Annotated in this window: 18 protein-coding genes; 13 read left to right on the top strand and 5 right to left on the bottom strand. The window is 56.5% G+C overall.

From position 1 onward, the window contains the following. Positions 1 to 53: 53 nt before the first annotated feature. Together ACI48J_RS18180 and ACI48J_RS18175 are read right to left on the bottom strand one after the other, a co-directional pair. A complete protein-coding gene (locus ACI48J_RS18180; RefSeq protein WP_405083293.1) occupies positions 54 to 341 on the bottom strand; it encodes a hypothetical protein in 288 nt (95 codons plus the stop codon). Next, positions 338 to 1,288, bottom strand: coding sequence for a DUF1385 domain-containing protein (locus ACI48J_RS18175; protein WP_405079590.1), 951 nt, complete (start codon positions 1,286 to 1,288; stop codon positions 338 to 340). The genes ACI48J_RS18180 and ACI48J_RS18175 overlap by 4 nt, the downstream gene beginning before the upstream one ends. Before the next feature lie 159 nt (positions 1,289 to 1,447). Here ACI48J_RS18175 and ACI48J_RS18170 point away from each other — a divergent pair, with 159 nt between their 5' ends. The 8 genes from ACI48J_RS18170 (at position 1,448) to ACI48J_RS18135 (ending at position 8,687) form a co-directional block, all read left to right on the top strand. Beyond that, positions 1,448 to 2,005 carry a YqhR family membrane protein gene (locus ACI48J_RS18170; RefSeq protein ID WP_326051143.1) on the top strand — a complete coding sequence of 186 codons (558 nt, stop codon included), beginning with the start codon at positions 1,448 to 1,450 and terminating at the stop codon, positions 2,003 to 2,005. 94 nt (positions 2,006 to 2,099) lie between these two features. Further along, on the top strand, positions 2,100 to 2,543 hold the full coding sequence (gene aroQ, locus ACI48J_RS18165; protein WP_326051144.1) for a type II 3-dehydroquinate dehydratase: 444 nt from the start codon (positions 2,100 to 2,102) through the stop codon (positions 2,541 to 2,543). Between the two features lie 4 nt (positions 2,544 to 2,547). Further along, positions 2,548 to 3,618 carry a Xaa-Pro peptidase family protein gene (locus ACI48J_RS18160; RefSeq protein ID WP_326051145.1) on the top strand — a complete coding sequence of 357 codons (1,071 nt, stop codon included), beginning with the start codon at positions 2,548 to 2,550 and terminating at the stop codon, positions 3,616 to 3,618. A 26-nt stretch (positions 3,619 to 3,644) separates the two neighbouring features. Continuing rightward, complete coding sequence (efp, locus tag ACI48J_RS18155) at positions 3,645 to 4,202, top strand: elongation factor P (RefSeq protein WP_326051146.1); 558 nt, start codon at positions 3,645 to 3,647, stop codon at positions 4,200 to 4,202. A 224-nt stretch (positions 4,203 to 4,426) separates the two neighbouring features. Further along, complete coding sequence (locus ACI48J_RS18150; protein WP_405079589.1) at positions 4,427 to 5,458, top strand: ABC transporter substrate-binding protein; 1,032 nt, start codon at positions 4,427 to 4,429, stop codon at positions 5,456 to 5,458. 64 nt (positions 5,459 to 5,522) lie between these two features. After that, on the top strand, positions 5,523 to 6,446 hold the full coding sequence (locus tag ACI48J_RS18145) for an ABC transporter permease (protein WP_405079587.1): 924 nt from the start codon (positions 5,523 to 5,525) through the stop codon (positions 6,444 to 6,446). Then, positions 6,433 to 7,227: an ABC transporter ATP-binding protein gene (locus ACI48J_RS18140; RefSeq protein WP_369995321.1), complete on the top strand. Its 795-nt coding sequence runs from the start codon at positions 6,433 to 6,435 to the stop codon at positions 7,225 to 7,227. The genes ACI48J_RS18145 and ACI48J_RS18140 overlap by 14 nt, the downstream gene beginning before the upstream one ends. A gap of 203 nt (positions 7,228 to 7,430) precedes the next feature. Beyond that, the gene (locus ACI48J_RS18135; RefSeq protein ID WP_405079585.1) at positions 7,431 to 8,687 is read left to right on the top strand and encodes an aspartate kinase; all 1,257 of its coding nucleotides are present in this window, start codon (positions 7,431 to 7,433) and stop codon (positions 8,685 to 8,687) included. Between the two features lie 169 nt (positions 8,688 to 8,856). Here ACI48J_RS18135 and ACI48J_RS18130 read toward each other — a convergent pair whose 3' ends face one another. The 3 genes from ACI48J_RS18130 to ACI48J_RS18120 form a co-directional block, all read right to left on the bottom strand. Beyond that, entirely contained in the window at positions 8,857 to 9,321 is a 465-nt protein-coding gene (locus ACI48J_RS18130; protein ID WP_009674889.1) for a DUF441 domain-containing protein, read from the bottom strand. Between the two features lie 95 nt (positions 9,322 to 9,416). Next, positions 9,417 to 10,154 (bottom strand): 2-phosphosulfolactate phosphatase, encoded by a 738-nt coding sequence (locus ACI48J_RS18125; protein ID WP_405079583.1) that lies wholly within the window; start codon positions 10,152 to 10,154, stop codon positions 9,417 to 9,419. Further along, complete coding sequence (locus ACI48J_RS18120; RefSeq protein WP_405079582.1) at positions 10,144 to 10,989, bottom strand: phosphosulfolactate synthase; 846 nt, start codon at positions 10,987 to 10,989, stop codon at positions 10,144 to 10,146. Before ACI48J_RS18120 ends, ACI48J_RS18125 begins: the two co-directional genes overlap by 11 nt. Positions 10,990 to 11,137: 148 nt before the next feature. Here ACI48J_RS18120 and ACI48J_RS18115 point away from each other — a divergent pair, with 148 nt between their 5' ends. The 5 genes from ACI48J_RS18115 to spoIIIAD all read left to right on the top strand — a co-directional run bounded on the left by ACI48J_RS18115 (position 11,138) and on the right by spoIIIAD (position 13,815). Then, positions 11,138 to 11,404, top strand: a complete 267-nt coding sequence (locus ACI48J_RS18115) for a YqhV family protein (protein ID WP_326057358.1) — start codon at positions 11,138 to 11,140, stop codon at positions 11,402 to 11,404. 69 nt (positions 11,405 to 11,473) lie between these two features. Next, positions 11,474 to 12,667 (top strand): stage III sporulation protein AA, encoded by a 1,194-nt coding sequence (locus ACI48J_RS18110; protein WP_405079581.1) that lies wholly within the window; start codon positions 11,474 to 11,476, stop codon positions 12,665 to 12,667. Positions 12,668 to 12,671: 4 nt separating this feature from the next. Next, a complete protein-coding gene (spoIIIAB, locus tag ACI48J_RS18105; RefSeq protein ID WP_218229758.1) occupies positions 12,672 to 13,193 on the top strand; it encodes a stage III sporulation protein SpoIIIAB in 522 nt (173 codons plus the stop codon). Positions 13,194 to 13,208: 15 nt separating this feature from the next. After that, positions 13,209 to 13,412 (top strand): stage III sporulation protein AC, encoded by a 204-nt coding sequence (gene spoIIIAC, locus ACI48J_RS18100; protein WP_326056323.1) that lies wholly within the window; start codon positions 13,209 to 13,211, stop codon positions 13,410 to 13,412. 10 nt (positions 13,413 to 13,422) lie between these two features. Further along, positions 13,423 to 13,815, top strand: coding sequence for a stage III sporulation protein AD (gene spoIIIAD / locus ACI48J_RS18095; RefSeq protein ID WP_326056325.1), 393 nt, complete (start codon positions 13,423 to 13,425; stop codon positions 13,813 to 13,815). The last annotated feature ends 18 nt before the right edge of the window (positions 13,816 to 13,833 follow it).

Below are 13,833 nucleotides of genomic sequence, written 5' to 3'. Positions count from 1 at the left end.
GGCCAACAAAAAAAGCGAACCCGAAAAGGTTCGCTTTTTTTGTTTCCGCCTTCTTAGTGGTATCGTGGCGGGTCTTCCGGAGGATCGGAAGGCTTGCTGCCTTCAATGACCCGAAACTTGGCTTTGCGTCTCCGCTCCGACGCCGAGAGCCGTTCCGGCTTGCGGCTCGCGGATCGTGTTTTGTAGGAGGTGCCCCGCCCCTTCCGGGGGGTCATCTTGTACACGACGAAAATCAGTCCGAGTACCAGGATGGGAATGAGAAACTGGTTGAAGCTGTAGGCAAGTCCGATCAGAGCGAGCGCCGCGATGACGACGGTAGCGGCCGACCAGCGGCGTTTCATGCGCTTGCCTTGGACTGGGTGAGCCGGCTTTCGGCTTCACGCATCCGGTTGAATGAGGCGATCGAGACTTCCACCTGATCGTCCGTAGGCTCTTTGGTCGTCAGCTTTTGCAGCCAGAGCCCCGGATAACCGAGGAAACGGAGAACCGGCACTTCACGAAGCGAGTTCGTAAAACGAAGAACTTCGTAAGAGACGCCGATGATGACCGGCAGAAGAATCAGTCGCTGTACGATGCGGTCGATCATATTGTCGTAGGTGAAGAACGAGTAGATGATGACCCCGATGATGACGGTAAAGACGATAAAGCTGCTGCCGCAGCGGTAATGAAGCGTACTGAACTGCTGGACGTTACGGACGTTCAGCTCGACGCCGGCTTCGTATGCCGAAATGACTTTGTGCTCGGCGCCGTGATACTGGAACAGCCGTTTGATGACCGGCGTGAGCGAAATGATGTAAATATAGGACACGAGCAAAACGATCTTGATCAGTCCTTCGATGATGTTGTGCCAGATCTGATGCTCCGCGAAAAAACGCCCGAACAGCGTTTGTTCCAGAATAGCCGGAACGAGAGTAAAGATCACTTTCCCCATCAGGAAGGACAGGACGCCGACTACGGCTACCCCCAGAATCATCGACAGGCTGAACCCCGCCTTCTCTTCCTTGGCGGGAGCCTTGCTTTCGCCTTCCTCTTCTTCCGCGAAGCTTTCGGCCGAGAAGTTGAGGTGCTGCGCGCCTTTCGCGCTGGATTCGATAATTCCGACGATACCGCGGAGCAGAGGGATTTTCTTCAGTTTGTTGACCCAGCCGATTTCGGTCTTGGGTACTTCAAGAAAATCGATGGTGCGGTCTTTCTTGCGGACCGCGGTAACATGAACATTCCGGCCGGCAAACATGACGCCTTCAATAACGGCTTGTCCGCCGTAAATGCTTGTATTGGATTGTGACACGTTCTATCCACCTTCTCTAAATAGCTGGTTTCTTCTCTATTTTAGCGAATTTTCCAGCAGAATGCCACCGCTTTCTATTTCGATTAAGAAGCGGGAATTGGTACATACTAGGTTAGACGTAAAGTTACGGATAATGGACTAGCCGGGAGGAAAAGGAACATGGTTAACCATACGCAGGGAACAGCCGAGGCAAGCAATGGAAAATCCGCAGGCGGCCAAAGAAAGTCGTTTTCGCAAAACGGCGGGGCGGCCGGAGACGAGAAGAAAACGAACCGGGCTTTTTTCGCCCTGTATCTGGGGCTTTTCGCGGGGATGATCTGGGGGGCCGTTAAAATCATCGAATACATCTTCAAATTTACGAGGATCATTCCCGCCTTTCTGGCCGAACCGTTCTACCGGCACGATTTTCTCCTCACCTGGCAGGGGATACTGGTGGGTTGGCTGTTTTTTATCGTTTTCTCGATTCTCGCGTCTTTCATCTATATGTTCCTATTCGGGAAAGTAAAAGGGCCCTGGATGGGAATCGGGTACGGAATCGGGTGGTGGTGCCTGCTCTATCTGGCTATCGGCCCCTGGACGGGCATGATGGGCTGGCTATATTACAGCGACTGGAACACGATCCTGACGGATTTTTGCCTGTTTCTTCTTTGGGGGATGTTCATCGGCTATTCGACCGCCTTCGAATTTACGGAGGAGCACAGCCGCAAACCCGCTTAGCCAGCTACCTTTTCCAAGCAACTTATGGTAAAATGGCTACGGTAAAGCGAGAAGCCGGAGCACGTTCGGCCGGCTATGAAGGAGGCGCCTAAGCGTGAATAAAGTGCTGGTCCTTAACGGGCCGAACTTGAATATGCTCGGTATACGGGAGCCGGCCGTTTACGGAAGGATGTCATTGAAAGACATCGAAGCGGCAATGACGGAAATAGCGGGAACGCTGGACCTCCAGCTGACCTTTCACCAGTCCAATCACGAGGGCCGGCTGATCGACTGGATTCACGAAGCCTACGGGACGATGGACGGGATTCTGATCAATCCCGGGGCTTTTACCCATTACAGCTACGCCATTCGCGACGCGATTTCATCGGTCGGACTGCCTGCCGTGGAGGTGCATTTGTCGAACATTCACAAGCGTGAGGAGTTCCGGCACCGTTCCGTTCTGGCCGCCGTGATGGTGGGACAGATTGCGGGCTTCGGGGCTTTCGGCTACGAGCTCGGGTTAAGAGCGCTTCATCAACATTTTGTGGAAGCTAGGTGATATTATGCAGGACAAGCGTCTGGAACGTCTCCGGCTGCAGCTGACGAAGCAGGGAATCCCTGCGGTACTCGTTACGAACGCCATCAACCGCAGATACCTGACGGGCTTTACGGGCAGTGCGGGCATCGTACTGGTAACCGGCGGAAGAGCCGTCCTTATTACGGATTTCCGGTATATGGAACAGGCTCCCAAAGAAGCCGCGGGTTACGAAGTCATCGACCATAAAGGTAAAATCGGCCGGACCATTCTGGATATTCTCGGCAAGGAGTCGATCAAGCAGCTCGGCTTTGAAGAAAATGACTTGACTTATTCCGCTTATTCCGGCTATACTGGCGATTTGCAAGGGGTTGAATTGATCCCGACCGGCGGTATCGTGGAGAAGCTCAGGATCGTCAAAGACGAGTCCGAGCTCCAAATCATGCAGGAAGCCGCAGATCTGGCGGACCGGACTTTTTCTTACATATTAACGAGATTGAGAACGGGCGTGACCGAGAAGCAGATCGCGCTGGAGATGGAAATTTTCATCCGGGAGAACGGAGGCACATCCTCGTCGTTCGATACGATCGTCGCTTCCGGCGAAAGATCGGCTCTTCCGCACGGTGTGGCGAGTGACCGGGTGCTTCAGCCGAACGAATTCGTCAAACTGGATTTCGGCGCCTTGTATAAGGGCTACTGCTCCGACATTACCCGCACCGTCGTGCTGGGTCAGCCTTCGGACAGGCACAAAGAGATTTACGGCATCGTACTCGAAGCCCAGCTGAACTGTGTCGGCAGCTTGAAGCCCGGCATGACGGGAAGCGACGGCGACGCGCTGTGCCGCGATATTATTGCCCGCTACGGATACGGGGACAACTTCGGCCATAGCACGGGACACGGCCTCGGGATGGAAGTCCACGAGCAGCCGCGGCTTGCCAAAGGCTTTGCCGGCGTTCTCGAACCCGGCATGGTCGTGACGGTGGAACCGGGAATTTATATTCCGGGCTTCGGCGGAGTCCGCATCGAGGATGACGTCGTCATCGAGCAAAGCGGCATCCGCCTGTTGACGCATTCCACGAAAGAGCTTATCACCATTTGATTTATTTCCAGGAGGGAACTTGAGACGTGATTTCAGTTAACGATTTCAAAACAGGTTTGACGATTGTAGTAGATAATGATTTATTCTCCGTTATCGATTTCCAGCACGTAAAACCGGGTAAAGGCGCCGCGTTCGTACGCTCCAAGCTGAAGAACCTACGCAACGGCAACGTTGTGGAGAAAACATTCCGCGCAGGCGAGAACGTGGGCCGCGCTCATATCGAAAACCGCGAAATGCAGTACCTCTATGCGAGCGGTTCCGAATACACGTTCATGGATACGGAAACTTACGACCAGATCAGCCTGGAAGAAGCGCAGCTGAAATGGGAGCTGAACTTCCTCAAAGAAAACATGAACATCAACATCATGAGCTACCAGGGAGAAATCCTCGGAATCAACCTGCCTAACAGCGTTGAGCTCAAAGTGGTTGAAACGGAGCCGGGCGTTAAAGGCAACACGGCTCAAGGCGCAACGAAGAGCGCGAAGGTGGAAACCGGCCTGAACGTTCAAGTACCGCTTTTCATCAACGAAAACGACGTCCTTCTGATCGATACGCGCGAAGGCAAATATATCTCCCGCGCTTAGTTTACAGGCTCGATATGCCCCTGATTCCCGCCAAGGAATCGGGGGCTTTTTGCGCTTTGGCGAACACCGGGAAACGGGCGCAAAAATATCGTTTCGGGAATGAAACGTTTTCATTGACGACTTTAGGCCAGCGGGTTATTATAACAATAACGCTTTACAGGTTTTATGCTTTCATGCAGTAAAACATTAATTCAACCGATGGTTAATTTTAGGGGGAAAACAAAATGAAAATGAAACCGTTCGTTACTCTTTTACTGGCGGCTTCTTTGATCACCGCCGCGGGCTGCGGCAAACAGGCGGCACCGGAATCAACCGGCGGCGGGGCCTCCACGGCTCCCGAAGGCAAAAAAGTGAAAATCGGCATTATGCAGATCGTCGAGCATCCGTCTCTGGACGCCGCCCGCCAAGGGTTTATCGCCGCTCTCAAGGACAACGGCTATGAAGACAAGAAGACGGCCGATATCGACTACCAGAATGCGCAGAACGATATGAACAACAACACTTCGATTGCCCAGAAATTCGCGGCCGACAAAAAAGACCTCGTGCTGGGCATCGCCACTCCGTCCGCGCTTGCCGCGGCGCAGACAGTCCAAGACGCGCCCGTCCTGTTTACGGCTGTGACGGATCCCGTCGACGCGAAGCTCGTGAAAAGCATCGAGAAGCCGGGCGGCAACGTAACGGGAACCTCGGACCTGGATCCCAAGGCCGTCGATCAGCTGACGGATTTCGTGGGTAAACAATTCCCTAACGTCAAGACGATCGGAATCGTGGCGAACGAAGGGGAGCGGAACTCCCAGGTGCAGATAAAGCAGGCGACGGAAGCGTTCGCCAAACACAACATCAAGGTCGTGAAGGCATCGCCTTCCAACAGCTCGGAAGTGAAGCAGGCGGCCGAGTCGCTGATCGGCAAAGCCGACGCGCTCTACGTGCCCCTCGACAACACCGTCGTTTCCGCCTTGAACGCGGTGATCCAGGTGGCGGAGCAGGGCAAGAAGCCTCTGTTCGTAGGCGAGAACGATTCCGTTAAAGCCGGCGGTTTTGCGGGCTACGGCTCCAACTACTACGATTTGGGATATACGACAGGTCTCCAAGCCGTCGAGATTTTGAAAAACGGCAAAAAGCCTTCGGACATTCCGGTCGGGTATCCGAAAAAGCTCGATCTGGCTATCAACATGAAAGCAGCCAAAAATATGGGCATTGAAGTCACGGACGCAATGAAAGCGGAAGTGAAAGAAAAGGCCAACCTGTTTGAATAAGAAGAAATGCGGGCGGCTTCGGATTTCGAAGCCGCCTTACGATTGAACACGAAACGGAGTGAACATGATGACCATCGATTGGGGAACAGTCGTGCAGGGATCGCTGGAGCAAGGACTGTTTTACGCGATTATGGCACTCGGCGTTTACATTACCTTCCGGATTCTGGATTTTCCGGACTTGACCGTGGACGGAAGCTTTACGACAGGAGCTTCCATCGCGGCGGTAATGATTACGCACGGGGTGTCGCCTTTGCTCGCCACACTCGCCGCATTCGCGGGGGGAGCGGTTGCGGGTCTTATCACCGGACTGCTGCATACAAAAGGCAAAATTAATGCCCTTCTTTCGGGGATTCTTATGATGATCGCGCTGTATTCGATCAATCTGAGAATTATGGGCAAGGCTACGATTTCGTTGTTCGGAAGCGAAGTTCTGCTGAACAAGGAATTAATATTGTATATCATGCCGATCGTCGTGGTTGCCGTCAAGCTGGCGCTGGATTGGTTTCTTCATACGGAGCTTGGTCTGGCGCTGCGAGCTACGGGCGACAACAAACGGATGATCCGCAGCTTCGGCGTCAACACCGATAACACGATTATTCTCGGGGTTTCCCTCTCGAACGGGCTGGTAGCGTTGTCCGGCGCGCTGATCGCCCAGTATTCGGGATTTGCGGACATGCAGATGGGCGTAGGCATGATCGTTGTCGGCCTGGCTTCCGTCATTATCGGGGAAGCGCTGTTCGGGGCCAAAACGATCATCCGGGCCACGCTTGCCGTGGTTCTCGGCGCCATCATCTACCGGTTCGTCGTGGCGCTCGCGCTGCAGGTCGGTCTGGAATCGACGGACATGAAGCTGATGACGGCACTGATCGTCGTCATCGCGTTAACGCTGCCGAAGATTCAGGGGTCACTGAAGCAGAGGGCGGTAGTGCGCAAACGGAAAGCAGAGCTGGCGGAGAAGAGCGGAGGTGTGGAACATGCTTCACATTGATCGCGCATCGAAAATATTCAATCCGGCCACTCCGGATGAGAAGGTCGCTCTTTCGGACATTCAGCTGCATCTCGCTCCCGGCGATTTCGTCACGGTCATCGGCAGCAACGGAGCCGGAAAATCGACCCTCATGAACGTCATTTCCGGCGTCATGCAGCCCGATTACGGCGTTGTCCGGATCGAGGGCAAAGACATCACGTCGCTCTCCGAGCACAAGCGGAGCCGCTGGATCGGCCGTGTTTTCCAGGACCCGATGGCAGGCACGGCACCGACCATGTCTATCCAGGAAAACCTTGCCATGGCGCATGCCCGTGCGGGCAAAAGAGGCTTCGGTCTCGGTGTGACCAAGCAGAGGAAACTCGCGTTCAAGGAACATCTGGAGCGGCTCGGCATCGGCCTGGAAAACCGGTTGAACGCCAAGGTGGGCCTTCTCTCCGGAGGGGAGCGCCAGGCGCTCAGCCTGCTGATGGCGACCTTCACACAGCCGAATATTCTTCTGCTGGATGAGCATACGGCGGCTCTTGATCCGTCGCGTGCGGAGCTTATTACCCGGCTGACGAAGCAGATCGTGGAGGAGTCCAAGCTCACGACGCTGATGGTCACGCACAACATGGAGCAGGCCATCCGGCTCGGCAACCGGCTGATCATGATGGACAAAGGCCGGATTATTCTCGACATCCCGGCGGCTTCGAAACAGGATCTGACCGTAGAGAAACTGCTTCGGGAATTCGAAAAAATCCGCGGCGAAAAGTTCGTCGACGACCGGGTGGTACTGGGCTGAACGTCAAGGAAAGCGTGTCTGCTTCCGGACAACGGAGCGGGCAGGCTTTCTTTTTTTACAGACAAACGGAACGGGATTTCCTTCATTTCTTCTAGGGATAAGGGGAAATGTCGGAAAGTGGAGTTTTACGCTCCCACAATTCCGAACGTTTATGCTATAATGATCTACAATTATTCATTTGCAAGCATAGGGAGTGAACAGGGTTGTCTTTAATTGTGATGAAATTCGGCGGCAGCTCCGTTGGCGATGCCGAACGGATGAAACGCGTGGCCAAGCGGATCGTGGACCGCAAAAGAGAAGGACACCGCTGTGTCGTGGTCGTTTCCGCGATGGGCGACACGACGGACGATCTCATCGATTTGTCCAAACAGTTGTATGACGGCGCACCGCCGGCAAGAGAAATGGATATGCTGCTGACTACGGGAGAGCAGGTTTCGGTCGCGCTTTTATCGATGGCGATCCAAAACTTGGGCGAACCCGCCGTTTCCTATACCGGCTGGCAGAGCGGCATGATCACGGAAGACCTGCACGGCAAAGCCCGTATCACCGACATTCAGCCGCACCGGATTCACACGGCGCTTGAGAAAGACAACGTCGTGATCGTGGCAGGCTTCCAGGGCATGACCGAAGACGGCGAGATCACGACGCTCGGACGCGGCGGATCCGATACGACCGCCGTCGCACTGGCCGCGGCGATTCATGCCGATCTATGCGAAATTTACACAGACGTAGACGGGATCTACACAACCGACCCCCGTGTTGTCAAAAATGCGCGAAAATTGAAAGAAATCTCGTATGACGAGATGCTGGAGCTTGCCAATCTGGGAGCTGCGGTCCTGCACCCCCGTGCAGTGGAATATGCCAAAAATTACAATGTGGCTCTTGTCGTTCGTTCGAGTTTTACTCAAAACGAAGGCACGTATGTCAAGGAGGAAGCGGAGATGGAACAAGGAATTGTCGTAAGAGGCATCGCCTACGATAAAAATATCGCAAGAATCAGCATTCTGGGCGTACCGGACAAACCGGGCCAGCTGGCCAAAGTATTTACATCCCTGGCGGCGCAGCAGATTGACGTGGATATTATCGTACAAAGCGGCGTGTTAAACGGCCTGGCCGATTTCTCCTTCTCCGTCTCGCTTTCCGACCGCGACAAGGCGCTTCAGACCATCGAAGGCATTCGTGGTGAGATCGGTTTCCGCGAAGTGACTTCCGAAGGCGATCTCGTTAAAATCTCGATCGTCGGCGCCGGTATGGTCAGCACACCGGGAGTGGCGGCCAAAATGTTCGACGAGCTCTCGAAAATCGGCGTCAGCATCAACATGGTGTCCACGTCGGAAATCAAAATTTCCTGCGTGATCGACGGCAAGCTGCTGGCGGAAGCGGTGCAAGCACTCCACACGGCTTACGGGCTCGACGCCCAGGAGCAGGTATTCGTCGGGGGCCCGCAGGACAGACGTTAATTCGTCGTTCGGGTCGGGTTAGCCGTCCCGCAACCGCGACCTTATAAGCTGAAGTATGAAAAGAACCAAAATAAAACCGGCCTCGGGAGGCCGGTAAGGCGCTGAACTGTCCGACGACAGTTCGGCGTTTTTTTTATTTACAGGCTGTAAAAATCCGGACGTTCGGAACTCAGGAGATTCGATCCGCGACGAACGTGAATATTTTCAGCAAAACGGCTGTAATGCCTGCCGCCATCAAAGGCCCGACGGGAATGCCCCGCATAAAAATGATGCCGAAAATAGAGCCGATCACAAGCCCGACGATCAGTTGAGGATCGATTTTCAATAAATCGAGCCCTTTGCCGTTCATGTAAGTGGCGATGGCGCCGCCGGACAGAGCGAGAATGCCGGGCCAAGTCGTAAATACCGTCAAGATATCTTTATACGAAATCCGTTCGCTCGCGAAAGGGACGAGCACGCCCATCGTCAAAAACAGCAGCCCGAGCTCCAGCCCTCTTCGTTCGATGGCGGGCAGGTAGCGGTCCAGGCTGATCAATTTGACGACGAGCAGGACACAAGCCGCCGTTGTAATGATGGGGGAGCGTCCGATCAGGCCGACAATGATCAGTATAACGAGAAGCAGATCTCCGTTCATGAGAAAACCCCTTGTACCAGTCTCCCTTTATTGTATGAGCGGGGACAAGTTTTAGAACGAAGAGGCTTTTGCAGGCGTCCAGACAACGCCCCCGTTCAGCGGGGAAGATGCTCCCTGGCCGGCGCCCAGGGGACGAGGACGTCGTCTTTCAGCAGGGGAACGATGTCCGAGACATTCGCGCGGGCGGCGAAGGCGATGTCCGCTTCGCAGCCGATGGAAGCCAGCCTGCGCCCGCTGTCGCAGGCCGCCAGCGGCGCGGCGGGATCGTCCGCATGCCGCTCGTAGCAGGCCGCAAGGCTGCGGCCGAGATCGCAGACGTCTGCGGCGCTCCCGCAGAGCCGCTGCAGCGCGGAGACGATGAGTCCGGCGCAGAGGCCGTCCTCGAAGCAGAACGCGCCGGCCGTTCCCGCGCACAGAAGCGCGATGTCGCGCTTCCACCCGGCGGCGGCCCTGGCGCACGCCTCGCCGTTCAGCAGGGCGGCGGCCACGATTTTATCCGCCGGAGCCGCCTTCTGCAGCGCCCGTGTGCCGTTGGTCGTGGTCAGCACGACCCTGCGGCCGCCAACGGCTTCGGGCGTGTACTCCGGCGGCGAGTTGCCGAGGTCGAAGCCGGGAATGCGCCGGCAGCGGCGTTCCCCGCCGAGCACATCCCGCTTCCCGCGCAGCATGACCGCCTGCTGGACGGACTCGGCGGCAAGGACGCCGGAGCTGCCGCTTTCGAGCGCGGCCACGATCGTGGTCGTCGCCCGGAGCACGTCGATGACGATAGCGGTCCGTCCGGCCAGCAGCTCGCTTCGCACTTCGCTTAGGGAAGGGATGACGTCAATCCGCATGGACTTTGGCGCCTTCTTTCCGGGCGTTTTTTCTGAGCCTTTCTCCGAAGTGAAGCGTATCGGAACGCAGGCCGCGGCGCAGCGCCTCCAGGGCGATCGCATCGGCCGGAGCGACGTTGCCCAGGTGAATGTCCGGACCCAGCAGCTCTAGCAGGTGAATCTGCTGGTTTTTGAGCGGAGCCTCCCAGAGAAGAATATCGGGGCTGGGGACCGAGCGGAGCACATCGTTCAGCTCTTCGTCTTTACAGGCGCCGTTCTCGTCGAAGATACCGACTCCCATCCCCGATTCCCGCGCTTCGATCGTAACCAGCTCCGCGCCCATTTCCACATCCCCGGTTACCGTTGCGACCAGCGCCTCCGTTTCTACCGAAGACCCCCAGCATTTTTTGCCGTACTCCGTGATTACCTTAAGCCCGGCCTCGATTCCCCGGACGATCAGCTCGCTGCGGAGACTGCGGTCCAGCTCAATCGTTCCGTCCGATATTTCGACACAGGTGAAGCCTAAAGCCGTGACGGTGTCGAAATAAGACGAAATAAGTCCTTCTTGAACCGCCACCTCCAAAAATGTGCCTCCGGGATAGACGTCGATCCCCAAGGCCTTCGCCCGTTCGATCTTGTGCCGGAGGAGATCCCGCGGATAGAGCGGGGAAGTGCCGAAGCCCAGCTTGATATAGTCCACATGTTCTCCTGCGGCCTGCAGCAAATCGTCGTAAGCGTTCAGGCCAAGACCTTTATCCATCACCATCGTTTTCCCGAGTGCCCGGGGTTTGCTCTGACGACACCCTGTCGGATCGGCGAGAGTCGGATGCCACTTTTTGCAAGAAGACTCTTCCATAACGTCCTCACCTCAGTACTTTCCGGTGGAGTAAATTTCGTAGTCATCTTATGCGGGTGCTTCTGGGTAGGTGCCGCGTATGCCTAAAATCAGACAGGCCCGCATATGGTGAATCGAATAGCTGCAAAAAAAAGGAGAGGTGACGGCTGTGATTAACAAAATCGTGCTCGGCATGGCGTCTTTGCGTCTGCTGTCGGGATCGCTGGAAATTATTGCGGCGCTGCTTATGATCCGTTTTAACCAGATTGAGAAAGCGCTCCTGGTAAATACGGGTCTGGCCATGGCGGGACCGCTGATTCTTCTGGCGACGACTACTATCGGACTGGTCGGGATTGCGGAAAAACTTTCCTTCGGCAAGATGCTTTGGGTCGTGGCCGGCGTCAGCTGCATTTTTATCGGCATTCTCAAAAAGTAAACCGACATATTCACTGCACCGGGACATACATATAAAGACAAAGGACAAGACAATTCCGGAGGTGAGGCTGTGCTTGCGTCCGTATTCGCCCATCTGCCCGTTTCCATACGCGGGATACTGGAATCGCTGCCGGCGCACCTGCGTGCGGGGCTGGAAGAAATCCGGATCCGCCAGGACCGTCCCCTTGAGATCGTGTTTGACCGGCGCTGCGCGTTCGTTACGCGTGAAGGGCTGACGGACGCCGACGCCTCGCGGGCGTACAGGCCGTCCCGCGAAGAGTGCAAAAGTCTGCTCGAACTGTTGACCCGCCACTCCTTCTATTCTTTCGAGGAGGAACTGAAGCGCGGCTTTATCACGATTCCGGGAGGTCACCGGGTAGGGCTGGCGGGGCGGGTCGTCCTCGAAGGGGGAAGCGTCAAACATATCCGCGATGTCAGCTCGTTTAACATCCGGATCGCGAGGGAACTCCCCGGAGCCGGTAAACCGGTTCTGCCTCATCTCCTTGACCGGGAGGCGGACACGGTTCACCATACGCTCCTGATTTCGCCTCCCCAGCTGGGGAAAACGACGCTGATCCGCGATCTGGCGCGGATGATCAGCAGCGGAGAAACCCCGCTCCCGGCAGCCGGCGGTCCCGGCGCGGGGCCTTGCGGCAAACCGGGCGGCGGGCCTGGCTTGCCGGACGGACCGGGCAGCGTCCGGATCTCGTCGTCCGGTGCCGGTCTCGAAGCCGGGAGCCGGGAGCCTGCCCGCAGACCGTCCGCGCCGGACCGTCCGCAGAGGCGCGCCGGCTGGAAAGTCGGCATCGTCGACGAGCGCTCCGAAATCGCCGCTTCCGAGCGGGGGGTGCCGCGCTTCGACCTCGGGCCGCGCACCGATGTGCTGGACGCCTGCCCGAAAGCGGAGGGCATGATGATGATGATCCGCTCGATGTCCCCCGAGGTGCTGATCGTGGATGAGATCGGGCGTCATGAAGACGCCGAGGCTATCCGCGAGGCCCTTCATGCGGGCATCCGGATCATCGCCACGGCTCACGGGCGGGACCTGGGCGATGTGAAGCGCAGACCGGCCCTGCGGGAACTGCTCGAAAGCGGCGTTTTCGGCCGTTACGTGATTCTCGGCCGCTCGGCCGCGGGCGGGCGCCTCGTGCAGGTGCTGGACGGGGACGGCCGCCAGCTTGCCGTCTTCGGCGCTTACTGTGCTCCGGCCGAAGAGAAGCCAAGCGGCTGGGAGATTTTATTTTCAACGGGCGGAAGGGGATGAAGCGATGTGGGTCAAACTTGCGGGAGCCGCGCTCGTGCTCGGAGCCGGGGCGGGCTTCGGATTCGCCAAAGCGAGAAGGTACCGGAGACGGCCGCAGCAGATCCGGGAAGTGATCCAGGCGCTTCAGCGGCTGGAGACGGAAATCGTCTACGGCTCGACGCCGCTGCCCGACGCGATCGCCACGCTGAGCGAGCAGACGCGGGCGCCTTTGGCGGGCGTGTTCCGCGAGGTGGCGGACCGCCTGTCGGAGCCGCAAGACGACACGCTGAGCGCCATCTGGCGCGACGCTGTGCAGCACGGCTGGCGGAACTCCGCGATGAAACCGGCCGAGCTGCAGGTCGTCCTCCGGCTCGGGCAGACGCTCGGGGCCAGCGACCGTACCGATCAGGCCAAGCATTTGCGCCTGTCGGTTCTCCAGCTCCAGGCCGAAGAGACGACGGCTGCGGAAGAGCAGAAGCGATACGAAGCGATGTGGAAGAGCCTGGGCGTCCTAGTGGGAGCACTGATCGTTATTTTGATGTATTAAAGTGGGGTGCCGAACATGAACGTAGATGTAAACGCCATTTTCCAGATCGCCGGGATCGGAATTATTATCGCCATGATCCATACGGTGTTGAAGCAGATGGGGAAGGAAGACATGGCCCATTGGGTAACCGTCATCGGTTTCGTCGTCGTGCTGTTTATGGTGGTAAGGCTGCTCGATGATTTGTTCCAGGAAATCAAAACCATCTTTTTGTTCCAGTAGGGGGGATGACGTGGAGATTATTCAAATCGTCGGACTCGGCCTGGTCGCCACCGTCCTCATCCTCATTATCAAGGAACAGAAGCCGATGTTCGCTTTCCTGCTGGCGGCGTTTACCGGCATCCTGATTTTTCTTTTTCTGATCGGCAAAATCGCTTCGGTCATTGAAGTGCTCCATAATCTGGCGCAGCAGTCCGGCGTCAATATGGTGTTTTTGAAAACGATCCTCAAAATCATCGGCATCGCGTACATAGCGGAATTCGGGGCGCAGATCGTAAGGGATGCCGGGCAGGAATCAATCGCTTCGAAAATCGAGCTTTCCGGCAAAATTCTCATTATGGTCATGGCCATTCCGATCATCACCGTCATTATCGAAACCGTGATTAAACTGTTTCCGGCCACCTGATCAACCGGACAAGCGTGT

The organism is Paenibacillus chitinolyticus (assembly GCF_045038035.1).
GTDB lineage: Bacteria > Bacillota > Bacilli > Paenibacillales > NBRC-103111 > Paenibacillus_F > Paenibacillus_F chitinolyticus_A.
This window is presented reverse-complemented; position numbering and strand designations above follow the sequence as displayed.